The sequence below is a fragment of the Delftia sp. HK171 genome (assembly GCF_001886655.1).
GTDB classification, from domain to species: domain Bacteria; phylum Pseudomonadota; class Gammaproteobacteria; order Burkholderiales; family Burkholderiaceae_C; genus Comamonas; species Comamonas acidovorans.
The window spans coordinates 154,949-173,345 of sequence record NZ_CP018101.1 but is presented as its reverse complement, the minus strand read 5'-3'; the positions used below and the strand labels follow the sequence as shown (position 1 = coordinate 173,345).

Genomic DNA, 18,397 nt, shown 5'->3' with positions numbered 1-18,397 from the left:
GGTGTCACCCCCTGAGCGGCTGTGCCGCTTCCCCCTCTCTCGCTACGCGGGAGGGGGACGACGCCCTCGCTGCGGGGCGGCCCTTGCTCGGCGTCCCTCTTGTTGGGACACGCTGTCTCCTAGAGCAGTGCATGGCGCAAGTGCTTGATGATGTGACGCTCCCGGCCTGCCCTGCGCAGGCGGGAGCGTTTTTCTTTGGGAATAACCAGGGCTCGGCCGGACCAGCTTCCGGCCGGGCCATTGCAGACGATGTGGTCCTTGTCTCTTGAATGGATGCTGCTGGCCCTGCTCGTGTTCTGGGCCGTTGGCGCATACAACCGGCTGGCCCGGCTGCGCAGCGGCTGCGTGCAGCAGTTCGGAGCGCTCGATGCGCACCTGGGCCAGTGGCATGCCATGCTGCAGGCCTTCGAGGCCCAGCCCAAGGCCGAAGGCCAAAGCCCCGCCCTTGTGCATGCCCAGGCCGCACTGCACCAGACCGCCGCACAGCTGCAGGCGGCCCTGGTCGATGCCCGTGGCCGGCCGCTGCGCGAGACCGCGCTGGCCTCGCTGGAGCACGCCTGTTCGGCGCTGGACGTGGCCTGGCAGGCCATGACCAAGGTCGCCGTTGACACCGGCGCCGCTGGCACTGGCGCTGCGCCATCAGATGCCCCATCGCCGGACCCCGATCCGCTGCAACCCTGGCAGCAGCGCTGGACCGAGCACCAGGTGCGCAACCGCCTGGGACTGCAGCAATTCAACGCCGCGGCCGAGCGCTACAACGCCGCCATTGCGCAATATCCGGCCAGGCTGCTGGCCTGGCTGCTGGGCTTTCGCCCGGTGCGCAGCCTGCTGGTCGAGCCTGTCGCCAGCAAGGCACAGGAAAGTGGAACATGAACCAACGCACGCATTCTTCCCCGCGCCGCGCTGCGGCGCCCTCGCAGGCACCTGCCGCACCTCCTCTTTGGCAGCAGCTCGACGCCGTCGCCCAATGCCTGCAGTCCGTGCTTGAAGGCCAGTCCAGCCGCAGCGTGCTGGCGCGCGTGGCGCAGCCGCTGCGCCCCGGCGTCCAGGCGCTGCTGTTCCAGGTGCTGCGCCAGTTGGGCCGTGCCCAGGCGCTGCAAAAGCAGCTGGCCTCGCGCAACCCGCCGCCGCGCGTCAGCGCATTGCTGAACACGGCCCTGGCCCTGGCCTGGGATGAGTCCCGGGCACCGTACCCACCATTCACCCTGGTCAACCAGACGGTGGAGGCTGCCAAGCAGGGGCCGACGCGCGCCCAGTCCGGCTTCATCAATGCCTGCCTGCGCCGCTTCCTGCGCGAGCGCGATGCCCTGGTCGCCGCCACCGACGACCAGCCGCAGGCCGTCTGGAACCACCCGGCCTGGTGGATCGCCCGCCTGCGCAAGGACCATCCCGATCATTGGCAAGCCATCCTGCAGGCCAACAATGAACAGCCGCCGATGACGCTGCGCGTCAACCGCCAACAAACGGACCGCCAGTCCTACCAGGCAGCGCTGCAGGCCATGGACGTGCCTTCCCTGGCCGTGGCCGACAGCGGCCTGCAACTGCAGCAGGCCCTGCCGGTGCAATCCCTGCCGGGCTTCGACGAAGGCCTGGCCTCGGTGCAGGATGCGGCCGCGCAACTGGCCGCGCCGCTGCTGCTGCAGGGGCTGGAGCAGCCCGCCGGCCGCGCGCTGCGTGTGCTCGATGCCTGCGCCGCCCCGGGCGGCAAGACGGCCCACCTGCTGGAGTACGCAGCCCCGCAGACCCTGGAGGTCACGGCGCTGGAGATAGATGCCGAGCGCGCCGCGCGCATCGCGGACACGCTGGGGCGGCTGCGCCTGCAGGCCCGCGTGGTGGTGGCCGATGCATCCCGGCCCGACCAGTGGTTCGATGCGCAATGCGGCGGCCAGCGGTTCGACGCCATCTTGCTGGACGCACCCTGCACGGCCTCGGGCATCGTGCGGCGCCAGCCCGACGTGCGCTGGCTGCGCCGCGAAAGCGATGTGCGCCAGCTGGCCGAGATCCAAGCGCGCCTGCTCGACACCCTGTGGCCCCTGCTGCAGCCCGGCGGGCGCCTGCTCTACTGCACCTGCTCGGTCTTCAGGGAAGAGGGCGAGGCACAGGTTCAAGCGTTTGTTACACGCAACAGTGAGGCGCGAACCCTGGCTGCACCGGGGCATTTAATCCCGGGCAAAGCCGACAAAGCCGGCATGCTGGCTGACAATGCTTTGGGTGACCACGACGGTTTCTTCTACGCCTTGCTGCAAAAGACGCGCTGACCCCCCCCATCGGGCCTGGTCGCCAGCCTGGCTGCGCCTGCTGGTGCGGCTGGCCGGGGCGCTTTTGCTGGCCGGCGTGCTGGCGGGCCTGGGCCTGCAGGCCAGGGCCGATGCCCTGACGGCCGAGATCGGCCCCATGCAGCTCGATCGCTCCGACGACGGCCTGTTGCTGTCGGCCAACCTCCATTTCGAGCTGCCCTACCAGATCGACGATGCGCTGCGCCAGGGCATCCCCATGTACTTCGTGGCCGATGCCCAGATCCAGCGCGAGCGCTGGTACTGGTCCGATCAGCAACTGGCCACCGCCAGCCGCCACTACCGCCTCAGCCACCAGCCGCTGACGCGCCGCTGGCGCCTGCATATCTCCAGCACCCCGTTCTCCAGCAGCGGCCTGGGGCTGGCGCTGGGCCAGACCTTCGAAAGCCTGGACGATGCGCTGGCCTCCATGCAGCGCATCTCGCGCTGGAAGATCATGGACACGGCGCCCACGCAATCGGGCGTATCGGTGCAACTGCGCTTTCGCATCGACCTGTCCCAGCTGCCCAGGCCGCTGCAGATCGGCGCGTTGGGCCGCTCGGGCTGGAACCTGCAGCTGTCGCGCACCCAGATGCTGGAAGACGCGCCATGAGCAGGTCCTCAGCCGACGACGAACGCGTGGCCCTGCCGGCCTCGGCCGGCCTGTCGCGCGGCACGCGCTGGGCAGTGGGCGTGGGCGCCGGCCTCATGGGTCTGGTCGGCGTGCTGCTGCTGTTCCTGCTCACCCTGGCCACCAACAACCGCCTGGACTACGAGCGCAACTACAACTGGCTGTTCGCCGCCAACGTGGTCGTGGCCGGCCTGCTGCTGGCTATCCTGGCCTGGGGCGGCATCCGCCTGGCCATCCGGCTGCAGCGCGGGCGCTTCGGCAGCCGCCTGCTGCTCAAGCTGGCCGGCATCTTCACGCTGGTGGGCCTGGTGCCGGGCCTGCTGATCTACATCGTCTCCTACCAGTTCGTCTCGCGTTCCATCGAAAGCTGGTTCGATGTGCAGGTCGAGGGCGCTCTGTCGGCCGGCGTCAGCCTGGCCAGTGCCACGCTGGAGACTGTGGCCAATGACATGGCCAACAACACGCGCACCGCAGGCGCCCAGCTGTCCCAGGTCTCCGATGCCGGCGCCGCGCTGATCCTGGAGCGCGTGCGCGACCAGTTGGGTGCCACCGATGTCGTGCTGTGGAGTGCATCGGAGCTTGCCGTCATGGGCCCGACGCAGACCACCCGCGGCGGCGACCTTGCGGGCCTGCGCGCCATCGCCAGCGTGGGCCAGTCGCGCTTCAACCTGCAGCCTGAACGCCCCAGCGCGCAAATGCTGCGCTCGCTGCGCGAGCAGCGCGCCGTGGCCAGCATCGAAGGCCTGGACGACGACGGCATGGCCCAGCCCGGCGCCACCGCGCCCGGGGCCCAGGTCCGCACCCTGGCCCTGGTGCCCAACCCCAGCGTGGGCCTGCTGACCGAGCCGCGCTACCTGCAGGCCACCATTGCACTGCCGCAGGCCCTGGTGACCAATGCCCTGGCCGTGCAGGCAGCCAACCGCGAATACCAGGAGCGCGCGCTGGCACGCGGTGGCCTGCAGCGCATGTACATAGGCACGCTCACGCTCAGCCTGTTCCTGGCCGTCTTCGGCGCCGTGGTGCTTGCCATCGTGCTGGGCAACCAGCTGGCCAGGCCGCTGCTGCTGCTGGCCCAGGGCATGCGCGACGTGGCGCGCGGCGACCTGCGGCCCAAGCCGGCGCTGCAGACGCGCGACGAGATCGGCGGGCTCACGCGCTCCTTTGCGCTCATGACCCAGCAACTGGCCGACGCCCGCGCCGAAGCCAACCGCAGCATGGGCCAGCTCGATGCCGCACGCGGCAACCTGCAGACCATCCTCGACAACCTCACCTCGGGCGTCATCGTGCTGGACGCGCGGGGCGCCATCGTGCTGAGCAATCCCGGCGCCACGCGCATATTGCGCGCGCCCATGGCCGTCCATGAAGGCCGGCTGCTGTCCCAGGTGCCGGGACTGGAGCAGTTCGGCGAAGTCGTGCAGGAGCAGTTCGCGCTCTTCCTGGGCGAGCAGGGGCGCGACCGCTGGCAACTGGTGCATGAGCTGCATGCCTCCACCGACGGCGGCGTCATCCAGCACACCACCACCCTGGTCATGCGTGGTGCGGAACTGCCCGATGCGCAGCGCCTGCTGGTCTTCGACGACATCTCGGAAATCGTCTCGGCCCAGCGTGCCCAGGCCTGGGGCGAGGTGGCGCGCCGCGTGGCCCACGAGATCAAGAACCCGCTCACGCCCATCCAGCTGTCGGCCGAGCGCATGGCCATGCGGCTGACCGACAAGCTGCAGCCGGCTGACCAGGCGCTGCTGGCCAAGTCCGTCAAGACCATCGTCGATCAGGTCGGCGCCATGAAGCGCCTGGTCGATGAATTCCGCGACTACGCGCGCCTTCCCGCCGCCAACCTGCAGTCGCTGGACCTCAACGCGCTGGTCACCGATGTGCTCCAGCTGTATGGGGAAGAGAACGCCGAAGTGCGCGTGGACTGCGTGCTGGACCCGCAATGCCCGCCGATTTCCGGCGATGGCCAGCAGCTGCGCCAGGTCATTCACAATCTTTTGCAGAATGCCCAGGACGCCACGGCCCAGCGCGCGCAGGAAAGCGGCCAGCCCCCCGGCCCCGTGACCATAGAGACGCGCTGGAACGAGTCCGCGCGCCGCGTGCGCCTGAGCATCAGTGACAGCGGCACGGGCTTCGCCGCCAACATCCTTCAACGGGCCTTCGAGCCCTACGTCACGACCAAGGTGCGAGGCACCGGCCTGGGCCTGGCCGTGGTCAAGAAAATCGCAGACGAGCATGGCGCCCGCATCGACCTGGGCAACAGGGAAGACGACGGGGTGATTCAAGGTGCGCAAGTGTCGCTATCATTTGCGCCTGAGCGTACGGGATAGGCCTGACGCCCCCCGCGCCTCAGCACATAGGCTTAAGACACATGGCAAACATACTGGTGGTCGACGACGAACTGGGGATCCGGGATTTGTTGTCGGAAATCCTCAACGACGAAGGTCATAGTGTGGACGTGGCCGAGAACGCCGGTCAGGCACGCTCGGCGCGCGCCTCCAACACCTACGACCTCGTGCTTCTCGACATCTGGATGCCCGACACCGATGGCGTATCGCTGCTCAAGGAATGGGCCTCGGCAGGTCTGCTGACCATGCCCGTGATCATGATGAGCGGTCACGCTACCATCGAGACGGCCGTGGAGGCCACGCGCATCGGTGCGCTGTCCTTCCTCGAAAAACCCATCACCATGCAAAAGCTGCTCAAGGCCGTGGAGCAGGGCCTGGCGCGCAACGCCGCCAGCCAGGCACCGGCTGCAGCGCCCGTGGCGGTGGTCGAGCCGGACACTGCGGCCGTGGTCACGCCTGCGGCCAGCCGCGTGCCGGTGGACAACAACGTGCCGCATGCACACCAGGGGTTCGACCTGGACCGCCCGCTGCGCGAGGCGCGCGACGGCTTCGAGAAGGCCTACTTCGAATTCCACCTGGCACGCGAAGGCGGCTCCATGACACGCGTGGCCGAGAAGACCGGCCTGGAGCGCACCCACCTGTACCGCAAGCTGCGCCAGCTGGGCGTGGACCTGGGCCGCAACAAGCGCGGATAGACTTTTTGAAGGAATTTTGGCTTTTTCGTTTTTGGGTCAAAAAATCCTGCATATAATCTAGTTCTCGGCCCGGTAGCTCAGTCGGTAGAGCAGAGGATTGAAAATCCTTGTGTCGGCGGTTCGATTCCGTCCCAGGCCACCAAATTCAGTAAAAAATTACGGACTGCTTCGCAAGAAGCGGTCCGTTTTTCTTTGTGCCTCAGGCAGTGCGTGATCCTGCCTGTGCGCCGGCTGCGGCCGCCTTCAGTCGTTCGCGCCCGCAATCGTCACCAACAGCACGCAGCCCTGGTCGCCGCGCGCGTGCACATCGTGCAGCTCGCCGGCAGGCACCAGCACCACCGAGCCGGCCACCAGCCGCAGGCTTGCCAGGCGCGTGGCAATGCCGGCCTCGCCCGCCAGGCAGTGGATGGTGGCTTCGCAGGGGACCTGATGGCTGGGCAGGGCATGGCCCGGTGGCAGCACCAGGCGCAGCAGTTGCAGCTTCGGCGTTCGGATCAGGCTGGTGCTGATGGGCATGCCGTCGCGGGCGTGCAGGGCGATGACCTCTAGTGGCTTTGCGTGTTCGAGTGCCATGCTTGGCTCCTGCTTGATGTGGATCAGAAGGTGGTTGCGCCGCCGCCTCGCCTGTGCACTTGAAGATGTACGCTGGATGCATCTTATGCAGGCGCAGCGGGCCGGAAGGAGTGCACATCATGGCGCAATGGATGGAGCTGGAGGAACCCCTGAGAACCCGGGAGCCGGCGCCGCAATGGAAGGCATTCCTCGAATTGGGATTTCGGCCGCTGTACCTGCTGGGCTGCCTCTGGGCCGCGCTGTCGGTGGCGCTGTGGGTCCATGCGCCGCAGAGGATCACCGGTCGCATGCCCGGCGTGTTCTGGCATGCGCACGAGATGCTGTGGGCCTTCGTGGCCACCATCGCCGTAGGCTTTCTGTTCACGGCGGGCAGCAACTGGACGGGACGCAATCCGCTGCAGGGCCGGGCGCTGGGCGCGCTGTGCCTGCTGTGGCTGATCGCCCGTGCGGGCTTTCTGCTGCCCGGGCCGCAGGCCTTTGCCGTGGCTGCGCTGTGCGATACCGCCTTCTTTGCCTGGGCCGCGCTGGCGCTGGGCCGCGCCATCCATGCCGTGCGCAGCCGGCGCAACTACGGGCTGCCCCTGCTGCTGGCCGGCCTGGGCACGGCCGACGCGCTGTACCTGTGGTCCATCTGGCAGGGCGACTACGGCGCGCTCATGCAGCGCTTCAACGCAGGCCTGCTGTGCATGGCCGTGATTGCGCTGCTGATCGCGCGGCGCGTGATCCCCTTCTTTGCCATGCGCGCCGTTGCCGGCCTGCAGATTCCCATGCACACGGCCAGCGGCCCGTGGCAACTGGGTGCGGGCGTGGTGGCCATCGCCTGCCTGCTGGCGGGCTGGATGCCTGGCATGGCGGCCGGCTTGGCCGCGGCGGGCCTGATCGCCCTGTGGCAGGTGCTGGCCTGGAAGCCCCATGCCGTGCGCCGCGTGCCGCTGCTGTGGATTCTCTACCTGGGCCACGCGACGCTGGGTGCGGGCCTGCTGGTGGCCGGCGCGCATGCGGCCGGATGGGTGCTGCGCCCCGCCTGGCCCGTGCATGTGATCGGTGCGGGCGGCTTTGCCCTGCTCATCATCGGCATGTGCACACGGACGTCGATGGGCCACCTGGGCCTGCCGCTGCGCACCGACCGCAGCATGGTCGCCGCCTATGCCCTGGTCATTGCCGCTGCCGTGCTGCGCCTGGCGGCCCTGCTGCCCACGGCGCTGTCGCTGGCGGCGCTGCATGCCTCGGCCTTCGCCTGGGTGCTGGCTTTTGCGCTGTACCTGTGGCGCTTCGCCCCGCTGCTGGTGCGACCGCGTGCCGACAGGCAGGCATGAATGAATGGATCGAATGGATTGAGGGGCCTGAACGGAGACCACCCATGCGCCTGACCCTGATGACCGACTACGCGCTGCGCCTGCTCATGCATGTGGCGCGCCACCCCGGGCGGCTGTGCACGATTGCTGAGATCGCCCAGGCCCATGCCATCTCCGAAGCCCACCTCATGAAGGTCACGCACCAGCTGGCGCTGCGCGGCTGGATCGTGACCGTGCGCGGCAAGGGCGGCGGCATGCGCCTGGCCCATGCGCCGGCCGACATCGGCCTGGGCGACGTGGTGCGCGGCATGGAGCCGGACCTTGCCATCGTCGAATGCTTCACGGGCACCAGCCCGCCGGCCTGCACGCTTGCGCAGGACTGCCGGCTGGCCGGCGTGCTGGGCGGGGCGCTGGACAGCTTCATGGCCCATCTGGACGGCTTCACGCTGGCCGATCTGCTGCCGGCTCCCGCATCCCTGCCGCTGCCCCTGCCGCACAGGAGCCGCGCATGAGCTACGGACTGCTGCTGACCCTGCACCTGCTTGCGGCCATTGCCTTTACAGGCACGGTGTTCTTCGAAGTCGTGCTGCTGGCCGGGGCGCGCCGCCACCTGCCCGCTGCCGTGGCGCGCGCCACCGAGCAGGCGCTGGGCGACCGCGCGGTCGCCGTCATGCCCTGGGTGCTGATGGTGCTGTACGGCGCGGGGCTGGGGCTGGCCTGGCAGCACCGCGCGGCATTGGCCGCCGCCTTTGCCGCTCCGCTGGCCAGCGGCTTCGGCCTGCTGCTGGCGCTCAAGATCGTGCTGGCGCTCAGCGTGTTCGGGCATTTCCTGGCGGCCATGTGGTGGCGCCGGCGCGGTGTGCTGGGCGGGCGCCGCTCGCACCGCTTGCACCTGAGCGTGTTCTGCCACGTGCTGGCCATCGTGCTGCTGGCCAAGGCCATGTTCTACCTGCACTGGTAATCAGCCTGCAGGCAGGCCCTGCCCGCGTTAAGCTCGCTGCTCGCATGGCTTGGAGCACGGGGGCGCAGAGGTGGCATCGCATTGGCAGCCGGGCTTGATCGCCCTGCACGGGAATCAGACGGAGGTGCTGGCCGATACGGTGCTGGCATGGCTGGCTGCGCACCCGCTGGATGTGCTGGAGCCCGAGGTGGTGCTGGTGCAGAGCAACGGCATGGCCGAGTGGTTCAAGATGCGCATGGCCGAGCAGCTGGGCGTGTGCGCCGCCGCGCGCGTGGAACTGCCCGCGCGCTTTGTGTGGCGCAGCTACCGCCAGGTGCTGGGCCGCCAGGCGGTGCCGCGCGAATCGCCGCTGGACAAGACGCCCATGACCTGGCGGCTCATGCGCCTGCTGCCGCAGTGCCTGCATGACCCGGCCTTCGCCCCCATTGCAGGCTTTCTGCGCCCCGGCGAGCCCGAGCGGCTGCTGCAATTGGCCCAGCGCCTGGCCGACCTTTTCGACCAATACCAGATCTACCGCTCCGACTGGCTGGACGCCTGGGAGGCCGGGCATGACGTGCTGCCCATGCCCTTGCGCCCTGGTGTGGCGGACGCCCCGGTGCCCGAAGGCCAGCAGTGGCAGCCGCGCCTGTGGCGCGCCGTGCTGGCCGAGCTGGACGAGGACCAGCGCGGCGCCACGCGCGCGCGCCTGCAGGGCAGGGTGCTGGCCGCGCTGCAGTCCGGCGAGGCGCCGGCCGCGCCGCTGGCGCGCCGCGTGGTGGTGTTCGGCATCAGCCAGTTGCCGCTGAGCCTGCTGGAATTCCTGGCCGCCATTGCCCGCCACAGCCAGGTGCTGCTGGCCGTGCCCAATCCCTGCCGCTTCCATTGGGCCGACGCCATCGACGGGCGCGAGCTGCTGCGCATGGCGCGGCGCCGCCAGCCGCTGCGCGGCGGGCGCGATCTGGCGCAGCTGCCACTGGAGGCCATGCATGCACACGCCCATCCGCTGCTGGCCGCCTGGGGCCGGCAAAGCCGCGACTATGTGCGCCAGCTCGACGCCTTCGACACCACGGGTGCCGCCGCGCAGCTGCAGATGCCGCGCGTGGACCTGTTCGACGAAACCGATGCCGAGGACCTGCGCACCGCGCCGCTGCTGGCCCAGGTACAGCAGCGCATCCGCGACCTGGTGCCGCTGGCCGAGCACCCGCCGCTGGAGGTGGCGCGGGCCGATCGTTCCATCGTCTTTCACAGCGCCCACAGCGTGGTGCGCGAGCTGGAGGTGCTGCACGACCAGCTGCTGCAGATGCTGGCCCGGCCACCGGATCCTGCCCAGCCAGGGCAAGCGCCGCTGGCCCCGCGTGACGTGGTGGTCATGCTTCCGTCCATAGAGACGGCTGCGCCCTCGATACGTGCGGTCTTCGGCCAGTACGGACGCCACGACCCGCGCCACATTCCCTTCGACATCGCCGACCTGGGTGCGCGCGCCAGCAGCCCGCTGGCCGTGGCCCTGCAATGGCTGCTGCGCCTGCCCCAGCAGCGCTGCCGGCTCAGCGAGCTGTGCGACCTGCTGGACGTGCCCGCGATTGCCGCGCGCATGGGGCTGGCGGCCGACGACCTGCCCCAGCTCACGCGCTGGATGGCCGGGGCCGGCATCCGCTGGGGACTCAATGCGCCGCAGCGCGGCGCCCTGGGCCTTCAGGCCTGTGGCGAGCACAACAGCGCCTGGTTCGGCCTGCAGCGCATGCTGCTGGGCTATGCCGGCGGCGTGGCGCAGGACGGCCAGGCCTTTGGCGGCATCGAGCCCTATGACGAAGTGGGCGGCCTGTCGGCCGAGCTGGCCGGCGTGCTGGCCGCGCTGCTGGAGCGCATGCTGGCCTGGTGGCGCGAGGCCGGGCGGCCCGCCACACCCGAGGTCTGGGCGCAGCGCTTTCGCGCACTGCTGCAGGACTTCTTCAAGGCGCAGGACGATGAGGACGAGGCCATGCTGGCCGCGCTGGACGCCGCCCTCACGGACTGGCAGCGCGCCTGCGAGCAGGCCGGCTATGCGGACGCCGTGGAACTGGGCGTGGCCCAGGAGGCCTGGATGCAGGCGCTGGAGCAGCCCTCGCTGTCGCAGCGCTTTCGCGCCGGTGGCGTGACCTTTTGCACGCTGATGCCCATGCGGGCCATTCCCTTCGAGGTGGTCTGCCTGCTGGGCATGAACGATGGCGACTATCCGCGCCGCGCCACGCGCAGCGACTTCGACCTGATGGCGCTGCCCGGCCAGCAGCGCCCCGGCGACCGCGCGCGCCGCGACGATGACCGCCAGCTCATGCTCGAAGCCCTGCTGTCCGCACGCCGCGCGCTCTACATCAGCTGGACCGGCCACCATGTGCGCGACAACAGCGAGCAGCCGCCCTCGGTCCTGGTCTCCCAGCTGCGCGACTACCTGGAGACAGGCTGGCGCGGCGAAGGCGGCCAGCCGCTGCTGGCGCAGCGCACGCAGCAGCATCCGCTGCAGCCCTTCAGTCGCCGCTATTTCGAAGAAGGCTCGCCCTGGACCACCTATGCGCGCGAATGGCGGGCCGCGCATGCGCAGTCGGACGGCACGGACGCGTTGCCTCCGCTGCCCGCGCAGCCGCGCCCGCCCTTTGTCCCCGACGCCTCGGCGCCGCTGACGCTGGCCCGGCTCACCGATTTCCTGCGCCACCCGGCGCGCGCCTACCTGCGCCAGCGCCTGCAGGTGCGCTTCGAGCAGGAGGACAACCCCGTGGTGGACGAGGAACTGTTCCAGCTCGACGGCCTGACCGAATACCTGCTGGTGCAGCAGTTGCAGCAGCAGGTGGCGGCCGGCCTGGACGAGCCCGGGCAGGCGCCCCAGGCCATGGAAGACAGCGTGCGTGCGGCCGTGGCGCGCCTCACGCGCTCGGGGCGGCTGCCGCTGGCGGGGCTGGGCGAGCGCGGCGCGCGGGCGCTGCAGTCCTCGGTCACGCCTTCGCTGCGGGCCTGGCGCCAGCAACTGGATCGGTATGCCCATCCCGCGCCGCGCAGGCGGCTGCTGATCGAGGACGATGGCCTGGTGTTCGACGACTGGATCGACGGGCTGCGCCAGTCCTGCGAAACCGAAGAGTCCCCCGATGCGGACGACGCACAGTGCTGGCTGCTGCTGGACCCGCGCAACCTGCTCAATGCCAAGGGCAGGCCCCATGCCGACAAGCTCATGCCGGTCTACCTGCGCAGCCTGGCGCTGGCCGCCAGTGGCTCGCAGGCCGAGTTGCGCGTGGTGGCGCGCGACGGCCTGGTGCAGGTGCTGCCCATGGACCCTTCCGAAGCGCTGGCACGGCTGCGTGAATTGATGGCCCTGTGGCGCGAAGGCCAGAACGGCCCGCTGCCCCTGCCGCTGCGCAGCGGCCTGGCCATGGCCGAAGGCTTTCCCGCTGCGGCACAGCAGGCCTATGAGGGCGGTCATCTGGTCGGCGGCGAAGGCGAGGACCCGTCCTGGGCCCGCTGCTACCCGGACTTCGAACGCCTGAGCGCCGATGGCCGTTTCGAGGCCCTGGCCCATGCCGCCCACGCGCCGCTGCTCGACTGGGTGGCCGCGCAGGTGCAGGTCCTGCCGTACCAGGGGGAGGCGCAATGAGCGCGAGCGAAATGATCGGCGCCGTGACCGGCGATGTGGACGGCGACGTGACCGGCCATGTGCTCGACGCACAGCGCTTCCCGCTGTGGGGCAGCCGCCTGATCGAGGCCAGCGCCGGCACCGGCAAGACCTGGACCATTGCTGCGCTCTACCTGCGCCTGGTGCTGGGGCATGGCGAGGGCAGCACGGCCTTCGAGCGCCCGCTGATGCCGCCCGACATCCTCGTCATGACCTTCACGCGCGCGGCCACGCGCGAGCTGTCCGACCGCATACGCAAGCGCCTGATCGAGGCCGTGCAGTGCTTTCGCGGCGAGGCCGAGCCCGCGCCCCACGACGCCTTCCTGCACGCGCTGCGCGAGGCCTACCCTGAAGGCGCGGCCCGTGAACGCGCGGCCTGGCGCCTGGCCATGGCGGCCGAATGCATGGACGACGCGGCCATCCACACCATCGACGCCTGGTGCCAGCGCATGCTGCGCGAGCATGCCTTCGACAGCGGCAACCTCTTCGACGAAACGCTGGAACCCGACGAAAGCCAGCGCCAGACCGAGGCCGCGCAGGACTACTGGCGCCAGCAGTGCTACCCGCTGTCCGACGAGTTGCTGGACGAGGTCCTGAAGATCTGGCCCCACGTCGGCGCCCTGGTCGATGACATGCGCGCCCTGCTGCGCGAGCCCCCCGTGCCCGGCGCGGGCGAGGGCAGCCTGGCTGACTGCCTGCAGCGCGCCATGGAGCAGCGCCGCAGCCGCCTGCTGGCCCTGGCGGCCGGCTGGGACGACAAGGCACAGCGCCTGCAGCTGTGGCTGGATGGGCAGCTCGATGGCCATGGCGCGCTGTGGGACAAGCGCAAGCTGCAGCCCGCGCGCTATACCGGCTGGCTGGCCGCGCTGGCCGACTGGTCGCGCGCGCCGCTGGACGGCCCGCTGGCGCTGACCGAGGCCGCGCGCCACCGCCTCAGCCCCGAGGGCTTGGCCGAGGCCTTCAAGGGATCGGCCGGCGATGTGCTCATGCCGCTGGAGCTGGCCGAGCTGCAGGCGCTGCTGCTGCAGCTGGAGCAACTGCCGCCCGTCAGCGTGGCCGTGCGCCTGCATGCGGCCGCGCGCGTGGCGCAGCGGCTGGCCCACCTCAAGCGCCAGGCCGGCAGCTTCGGCTTTGCCGACATGCTGCAGCGCCTGGACACGGCCCTGGCCGGCGACAACGGCGCCGTGCTGCGCGAGCGCATCCTGGCCCAGTACCCGGTGGCGCTGATCGATGAATTCCAGGACACCTCGCCGCTGCAGTACCGCCTGTTCGACCAGATCTACCGCACGGCGGCCAACGACCCGCACAGCGCCCTGCTGCTGATTGGCGACCCCAAGCAGTCCATCTACGGCTTTCGCGGCGCCGACATCCACAGCTACCTGCAGGCGCGCCGCGCCACCGAGGGCCGCCACTACGTGCTGGGCACCAACTACCGCTCCACCCAGGCACTGGTGGGCGCCGTCAACCATTGGTTCGCGCAGGCCGAGCAGGGGCCGGGCGAGGGCGCCTTCATGTTTCGGCGCGGCAGCCACAACCCGCTGCCGTTCGAGCCCGTGGCTGCCCAGGGGCGCAGTGAACAGCTGCACACGCGCGACGGCGCCATGCCCGCCCTCACCGTGGCCTGGAGTGCGGGCCGTGACGAGGACACCGGCATCCCCCTGCCTTTGTCGGCCGACGAGGTGCGGCGGCGCTTTGCGGCCCATTGCGCCGAGCAGATCGTGCAGTGGCTAGCCGACCCGCAGGCCGGCTTTGTGCAGCCCGATGGCCGCCTTGTGCGCCTGCGGCCTGCCGACATCGCCGTGCTGGTGCGCACGGGCCGAGAGGCGGCCGCCGTGCGCCGAGAACTGCAGGCGCGCGCCGTGGCCTCGGTCTACCTGTCGGACCAGGATTCGGTGTTTGCCAGCGACGAGGCCCATGACCTGCTGTACTGGCTGCGCGCCGTCGCCGCGCCGCTGGATGCCCAGGCCGTGCGCGCGGGCCTGGCCACGCGGCTCATCGGCCTGTCGCTGGACGAGCTGGCCTGGCTGGCCGCCGACGAGGAAGCCTTTGACGTGCGCAGCGAGCAGCTGCGTGAACTGCACAGCATCTGGCTGCGCCTGGGCGTGCTGGCCATGCTGCGCCAGACCCTGTACCGGCTGGACCTGCCCGTGCGCTGGCTGCAGGACCCGGCCATGGGCGGCGAGCGGCGCCTGACCAACTACCTGCACCTGGCCGAGCTGCTGCAGACCGCCAGCGCCCAGCTGGAGGGCGAGCAGGCCCTGATCCGCTGGCTGGCCACCCAGATCGAGACGCCGGGCAGCGGCAGCGAAGAGCAGGTGGTGCGCCTGGAAAGCGATGCCGACCTGGTCAAGCTCGTCACCGTGCACAAGAGCAAGGGCCTGGAATACCCGCTGGTCTGCCTGCCGTTTGCGGGGAGCTTCCGCCCCATGGAACGGGCCAGAACGCCCTTCCTGACCCTGTCCGCGCAGGACGAGTCGCAAGACGACGCGGCTCCAGCCCGCCGATTGCTGCTGGACTTCAGCGACGAGGAGCTGGCCCAGGCCGACCGCGAGCGGCTGCGCGAGGACCTGCGCCTGTTCTACGTGGCGCTCACCCGCCCGCGCCATGCGCTGTGGCTGGGCCTGGCCCCGCTCAAGCGCGGCAACGGCAAGGCCTGCGTGAATGAGCAGGGCGCAGCCGGCTACCTGCTGGGCGGCACCGAGCCGCGCTCGGCCCAGGGCTGGCGCGACGGCCTGCAGCAGCTGTGCGGCGAAGACCCGCACATGGCCTGGCGCGACCTGGATGCCGGGCCACTGCAGCGCACGCGCTGGCAGCCCCCGGCTGGCGCCACCCCGCTGCACGATGCCCCGGCCTACGACGCGCGCTTCGACACCCGCTGGGGCATCGGCAGCTTCTCGGCCCTGGTGCGTGCCATGGCCGCGCCCAGCCTGCCTGTGCTGCCCGTGGCCGTGCAGCGACCGGCCGAGGATGAGCAGGCGCTGGAGCCGCCGCCATCGCCGGAACTGGCGGACATTGCCGGCCTGGCGGGCCTGCAGCCCCTGCAGGATGGGCCGGCCGGTGGGCCTGCGGTCTGGCACCGCTTTCTGCGCGGCCCCGTGGTCGGCAACTTCGTGCACGACCAGCTGGAATGGCTGGGCGGCGAAGACTTTGCCCTGCCCGTGGACGGTCAGGGTGCGCTCGCTGATCGCCTGGTGCGCCGCTGCGAGCGCGCGGGCCGTGGCGAGCAGGCGCGCGACCTGCTGGCCTGGCTCACGGCCGTGGTCCACCAGCCGCTGGCGCCGCTCGATGTCACGCTGGCCACGCTGGGCCCGCAACTGTCCGAGATGGAGTTCTGGCTGCCCGCGCGCCAGCTGCCGGCCGAGCGCATCGACCAGCTGTGCCGGCGCTTCATCCTGCCGGGGCAGGAGCGGCCCGCGCTGCCCCAGCGCTCGCTGCACGGCATGCTCATGGGCTTTGCCGACCTGGTGTTCTGCCACGAGGGCCGCTACTGGGTGCTCGACTACAAGAGCAACCACCTGGGCCCGGACGGCGCCGCCTACGGCCAGGAGGCCCTGGCCCGCGCCATGCTCCACCACCGCTACGACGTGCAGGCCGCGCTCTATCTGCTGGCCCTGCACCGGCTGCTGCGCAGCCGGCTGGGCACGGCCTACGAGCCGCAGCGCCAGCTGGGCGGCGCGCTGTACTACTTTTTGCGCGGCATCGATGGCCCGGCCGGTGGCATGCATGCCATGGCGCCCGAGCTGCCCCTGCTCGATGCGCTCGATGAACTGCTCGGCCCCGGCCGCGCCGATATGCAGGAGCCGCCATGAGCACGCGCCCCCGTTCGCGGACCGTCGATACGGCCACGCTGGACCTGTTCGACGAACGGCCGGGCGGCGAACCGCCGGGCGGCGACTCGCCGGGCGACGCATCGCTGGGCGGCAAACCGCCGGGCGCTGTGCCGCCAGACACCAATGAGGTGCTGGCCCTGCTGCGCCGCTGGGCCGATGCCGGCCTGCTGCGGCGCCTGGATGCGGCGCTGGCCTCCTTCGTCGCCGGGCAGGATGCGCAGGCCGGGCCCGCCTTGCTGGTGGCCGCCGCACTGCTGGCGCAGATGGAGGGGCGCGGCCACAGCTGCCTGCCCCTGGCGCCGTTGGCCGGCCACCCCAACGACGTGCTGGCCTGGCCCGCCGAGGCGCTGCCCGCGCAGCAGGCTCTGTGGCAGATGCTGCCCACGCGCCTGTCCGGCTGGGTGGCGGCGCTGGGTGCCAGCCCCGTGGTGCGCGTGGTCGGTGACGCGGGCCAGGATGGCGTCGAGGACCTTGGCCAGCCCCTGGTGCTGGCCGGTGCCGACGGTCCCGCGCCGCTGCTGTACCTGCGCCGCTACTGGGACTACGAGCGCGCCGTGGCCACCCATGTCATCCAGCGCACGGCGGCGCAGGCCTTGGCCGGCCAGCCGCTGGACGAAGCTCAGGCCCGGCGATGGCTGGACCGCCTGTTCCCGCCTGCGGCGGAAGGCAGCCCCGTGGACTGGCAGAAGCTGGCCTGCGCGCTGGCGCTGCGCGGTCGGCTGTCGGTGATCACGGGCGGCCCCGGCACCGGCAAGACCTATACCGCCGCGCGGCTGCTGGCCCTGCTGTTTGCCACGGCGCCCGACGCCGGCCAGCTGCGCGTGGCCCTGGCCGCCCCCACGGGCAAGGCGGCTGCGCGCCTGAAGCAATCGATTGACGGGGCCTTGCTGCAATTGCAGGGCAGCATGGGCGGCGAGATCGACCTGGCGGGCCTGGTGCAGCGCATGGGCGCGGCGCGCACCCTGCACTCCATGCTGGGCGCGCGGCCCGATACACGGCACTGGGGATTCCATGCGGGCCGGCAGCTGGACGTGGACGTGCTCATCGTCGATGAGGCCTCCATGGTCCACCTGGAGATGATGGCGGCGCTGCTGGAGGCACTGCCGGCCGGCGCCCGCCTGGTGCTGCTGGGCGACAAGGACCAGCTGGCATCGGTGGAGGCGGGCGCCGTGCTGGGCGACCTGTGCCGCGATGCCCAGGCCGGACGCTACCTGCGGGACACGCTGGACTATGCGCTGCGCGTGGCCGGCCAGGCGGTGCCGCCGCAGTTCGCGGCGCCGGCAGGCGACCGGCCGCCGGCTCTTGCGCAGCACACCGTCATGCTGCGCGAAAGCCGGCGCTTCGGTGGTCCCATCGGCCAGTTGGCGCGCGCCGTGAATGCCGGCCACGCCGCGCAGGCCCAGGCCTTGCTCGATGCCGGCACGCAAGGCGGTACGCACTCCGAACTCTGGGAGCGCCAGGGCGGCGGCGTGCAGGCCGTGACCGAACTGGCCGTGCGCGGGCGTGGCGGCCTGGCCAGTTATGCGCTGTATGCCAGGGCGCTGCAAAACAGGCCGGCTGCAGACGGCGACTACGAGGCCGCGCACCGGGCCTGGGTGGTCGATGTGCTGCAGGCCTTCGAGCGCTTCCGTCTGCTGTGCGCCGTGCGCGAGGGGGACTGGGGCGTGTCCGGCCTCAACCGGGCGGTGGAGCAGGCCCTGGAAGCGCAGGGCGCGATCCGCCGCAGCGGCGAATGGTATGCGGGCCGGCCCGTCATGGTCACGCGCAACGATGCGCAGCTGGGCGTGTTCAACGGTGACATCGGCATTGCGCTGCCGGGTGGGTCGCAGGGCGGGTCACAGGGGGGGCCGCAGGGTGGGCCCGGGCAGCCGCTGCGCGTGTACTTCCTGCAGGGTGACGAGCTGCGCTCGGTCGGTGTCAGCCGCCTGGCCCATGTGGAGACGGCCTTCGCCATGACGGTGCACAAGAGCCAGGGCTCGGAGTTCGAGCACACGGCCCTGGTGCTGCCCTCGCGCGGCGGCAGCGTGCTGGGGCGCGAGCTGGTCTACACCGGCATCACGCGCGCCCGCCAGGCCTTCTCGCTGTTCTCCGAGGTGCCGGGCCTGCTGGCCTCGGCCGTTGGCAGCCCCACGCAGCGCGCCAGCGGGCTGCTGCGCTGGCTGCAGGACTGAGGCGGGCAGGGCGGCG

General features: G+C 70.9%; 12 protein-coding genes and 1 tRNA gene. 12 read left to right on the top strand and 1 reads right to left on the bottom strand.

The window, feature by feature from the left end:
* Positions 1-249: 249 nt before the first annotated feature.
* From BO996_RS00720 to BO996_RS00695, 6 genes are all read left to right on the top strand, one after another.
* Complete coding sequence (locus tag BO996_RS00720; RefSeq protein WP_071953771.1) at positions 250-873, top strand: LemA protein; 624 nt, start codon at positions 250-252, stop codon at positions 871-873.
* Positions 870-2,258: a 16S rRNA (cytosine(967)-C(5))-methyltransferase RsmB gene (gene rsmB, locus BO996_RS00715; RefSeq protein WP_012202445.1), complete on the top strand. Its 1,389-nt coding sequence runs from the start codon at positions 870-872 to the stop codon at positions 2,256-2,258. The genes BO996_RS00720 and rsmB overlap by 4 nt, the downstream gene beginning before the upstream one ends.
* A complete protein-coding gene (locus BO996_RS00710) occupies positions 2,203-2,886 on the top strand; it encodes a DUF4390 domain-containing protein (RefSeq protein ID WP_232240443.1) in 684 nt (227 codons plus the stop codon). The genes rsmB and BO996_RS00710 overlap by 56 nt, the downstream gene beginning before the upstream one ends.
* Positions 2,883-5,225, top strand: coding sequence for a sensor histidine kinase (locus BO996_RS00705; RefSeq protein ID WP_071953770.1), 2,343 nt, complete (start codon positions 2,883-2,885; stop codon positions 5,223-5,225). Before BO996_RS00710 ends, BO996_RS00705 begins: the two co-directional genes overlap by 4 nt.
* A 41-nt stretch (positions 5,226-5,266) precedes the next feature.
* A complete protein-coding gene (locus BO996_RS00700) occupies positions 5,267-5,938 on the top strand; it encodes a response regulator (protein ID WP_012202448.1) in 672 nt (223 codons plus the stop codon).
* A 66-nt stretch (positions 5,939-6,004) separates the two neighbouring features.
* Positions 6,005-6,080, top strand: a tRNA-Phe gene (locus BO996_RS00695).
* A gap of 101 nt (positions 6,081-6,181) precedes the next feature.
* Here BO996_RS00695 and BO996_RS00690 read toward each other — a convergent pair.
* The gene (locus BO996_RS00690) at positions 6,182-6,511 is read right to left on the bottom strand and encodes a cupin domain-containing protein (RefSeq protein ID WP_071953769.1); all 330 of its coding nucleotides are present in this window, start codon (positions 6,509-6,511) and stop codon (positions 6,182-6,184) included.
* A gap of 119 nt (positions 6,512-6,630) precedes the next feature.
* Here BO996_RS00690 and BO996_RS00685 point away from each other — a divergent pair, with 119 nt between their 5' ends.
* The 6 genes from BO996_RS00685 (at position 6,631) to recD (ending at position 18,381) form a co-directional block, all read left to right on the top strand.
* Positions 6,631-7,827 carry an NnrS family protein gene (locus BO996_RS00685; protein ID WP_071953767.1) on the top strand — a complete coding sequence of 399 codons (1,197 nt, stop codon included), beginning with the start codon at positions 6,631-6,633 and terminating at the stop codon, positions 7,825-7,827.
* 44 nt (positions 7,828-7,871) lie between these two features.
* A complete protein-coding gene (locus tag BO996_RS00680) occupies positions 7,872-8,318 on the top strand; it encodes an RrF2 family transcriptional regulator (RefSeq protein WP_071953766.1) in 447 nt (148 codons plus the stop codon).
* Entirely contained in the window at positions 8,315-8,767 is a 453-nt protein-coding gene (locus BO996_RS00675; protein ID WP_071953765.1) for a CopD family copper resistance protein, read from the top strand. The genes BO996_RS00680 and BO996_RS00675 overlap by 4 nt, the downstream gene beginning before the upstream one ends.
* Before the next feature lie 70 nt (positions 8,768-8,837).
* On the top strand, positions 8,838-12,362 hold the full coding sequence (recC, locus tag BO996_RS00670; protein WP_071956995.1) for an exodeoxyribonuclease V subunit gamma: 3,525 nt from the start codon (positions 8,838-8,840) through the stop codon (positions 12,360-12,362).
* Complete coding sequence (recB, locus tag BO996_RS00665; RefSeq protein WP_071953764.1) at positions 12,359-16,189, top strand: exodeoxyribonuclease V subunit beta; 3,831 nt, start codon at positions 12,359-12,361, stop codon at positions 16,187-16,189. Before recC ends, recB begins: the two co-directional genes overlap by 4 nt.
* Complete coding sequence (gene recD / locus BO996_RS00660; RefSeq protein WP_071953763.1) at positions 16,186-18,381, top strand: exodeoxyribonuclease V subunit alpha; 2,196 nt, start codon at positions 16,186-16,188, stop codon at positions 18,379-18,381. Before recB ends, recD begins: the two co-directional genes overlap by 4 nt.
* Positions 18,382-18,397 lie beyond the last annotated feature (16 nt).

Excerpts from the sequence above, each read along its gene's own strand:
- BO996_RS00685 (WP_071953767.1), top strand. The coding sequence starts at position 6,631 with ATGGCGCAATGGATGGAGCTGGAGGAACCCCTGAGAACCCGGGAGCCG.
- rsmB (WP_012202445.1), top strand. The coding sequence starts at position 870 with ATGAACCAACGCACGCATTCTTCCCCGCGCCGCGCTGCGGCGCCCTCG.
- BO996_RS00700 (WP_012202448.1), top strand. The coding sequence starts at position 5,267 with ATGGCAAACATACTGGTGGTCGACGACGAACTGGGGATCCGGGATTTG.
- BO996_RS00710 (WP_232240443.1), top strand. The coding sequence starts at position 2,203 with ATGCTTTGGGTGACCACGACGGTTTCTTCTACGCCTTGCTGCAAAAGA.
- BO996_RS00680 (WP_071953766.1), top strand. The coding sequence starts at position 7,872 with ATGCGCCTGACCCTGATGACCGACTACGCGCTGCGCCTGCTCATGCAT.
- BO996_RS00720 (WP_071953771.1), top strand. The coding sequence starts at position 250 with ATGTGGTCCTTGTCTCTTGAATGGATGCTGCTGGCCCTGCTCGTGTTC.
- BO996_RS00675 (WP_071953765.1), top strand. The coding sequence starts at position 8,315 with ATGAGCTACGGACTGCTGCTGACCCTGCACCTGCTTGCGGCCATTGCC.
- BO996_RS00690 (WP_071953769.1), bottom strand. The coding sequence starts at position 6,511 with ATGGCACTCGAACACGCAAAGCCACTAGAGGTCATCGCCCTGCACGCC.
- BO996_RS00705 (WP_071953770.1), top strand. The coding sequence starts at position 2,883 with ATGAGCAGGTCCTCAGCCGACGACGAACGCGTGGCCCTGCCGGCCTCG.
- recB (WP_071953764.1), top strand. The coding sequence starts at position 12,359 with ATGAGCGCGAGCGAAATGATCGGCGCCGTGACCGGCGATGTGGACGGC.
- recD (WP_071953763.1), top strand. The coding sequence starts at position 16,186 with ATGAGCACGCGCCCCCGTTCGCGGACCGTCGATACGGCCACGCTGGAC.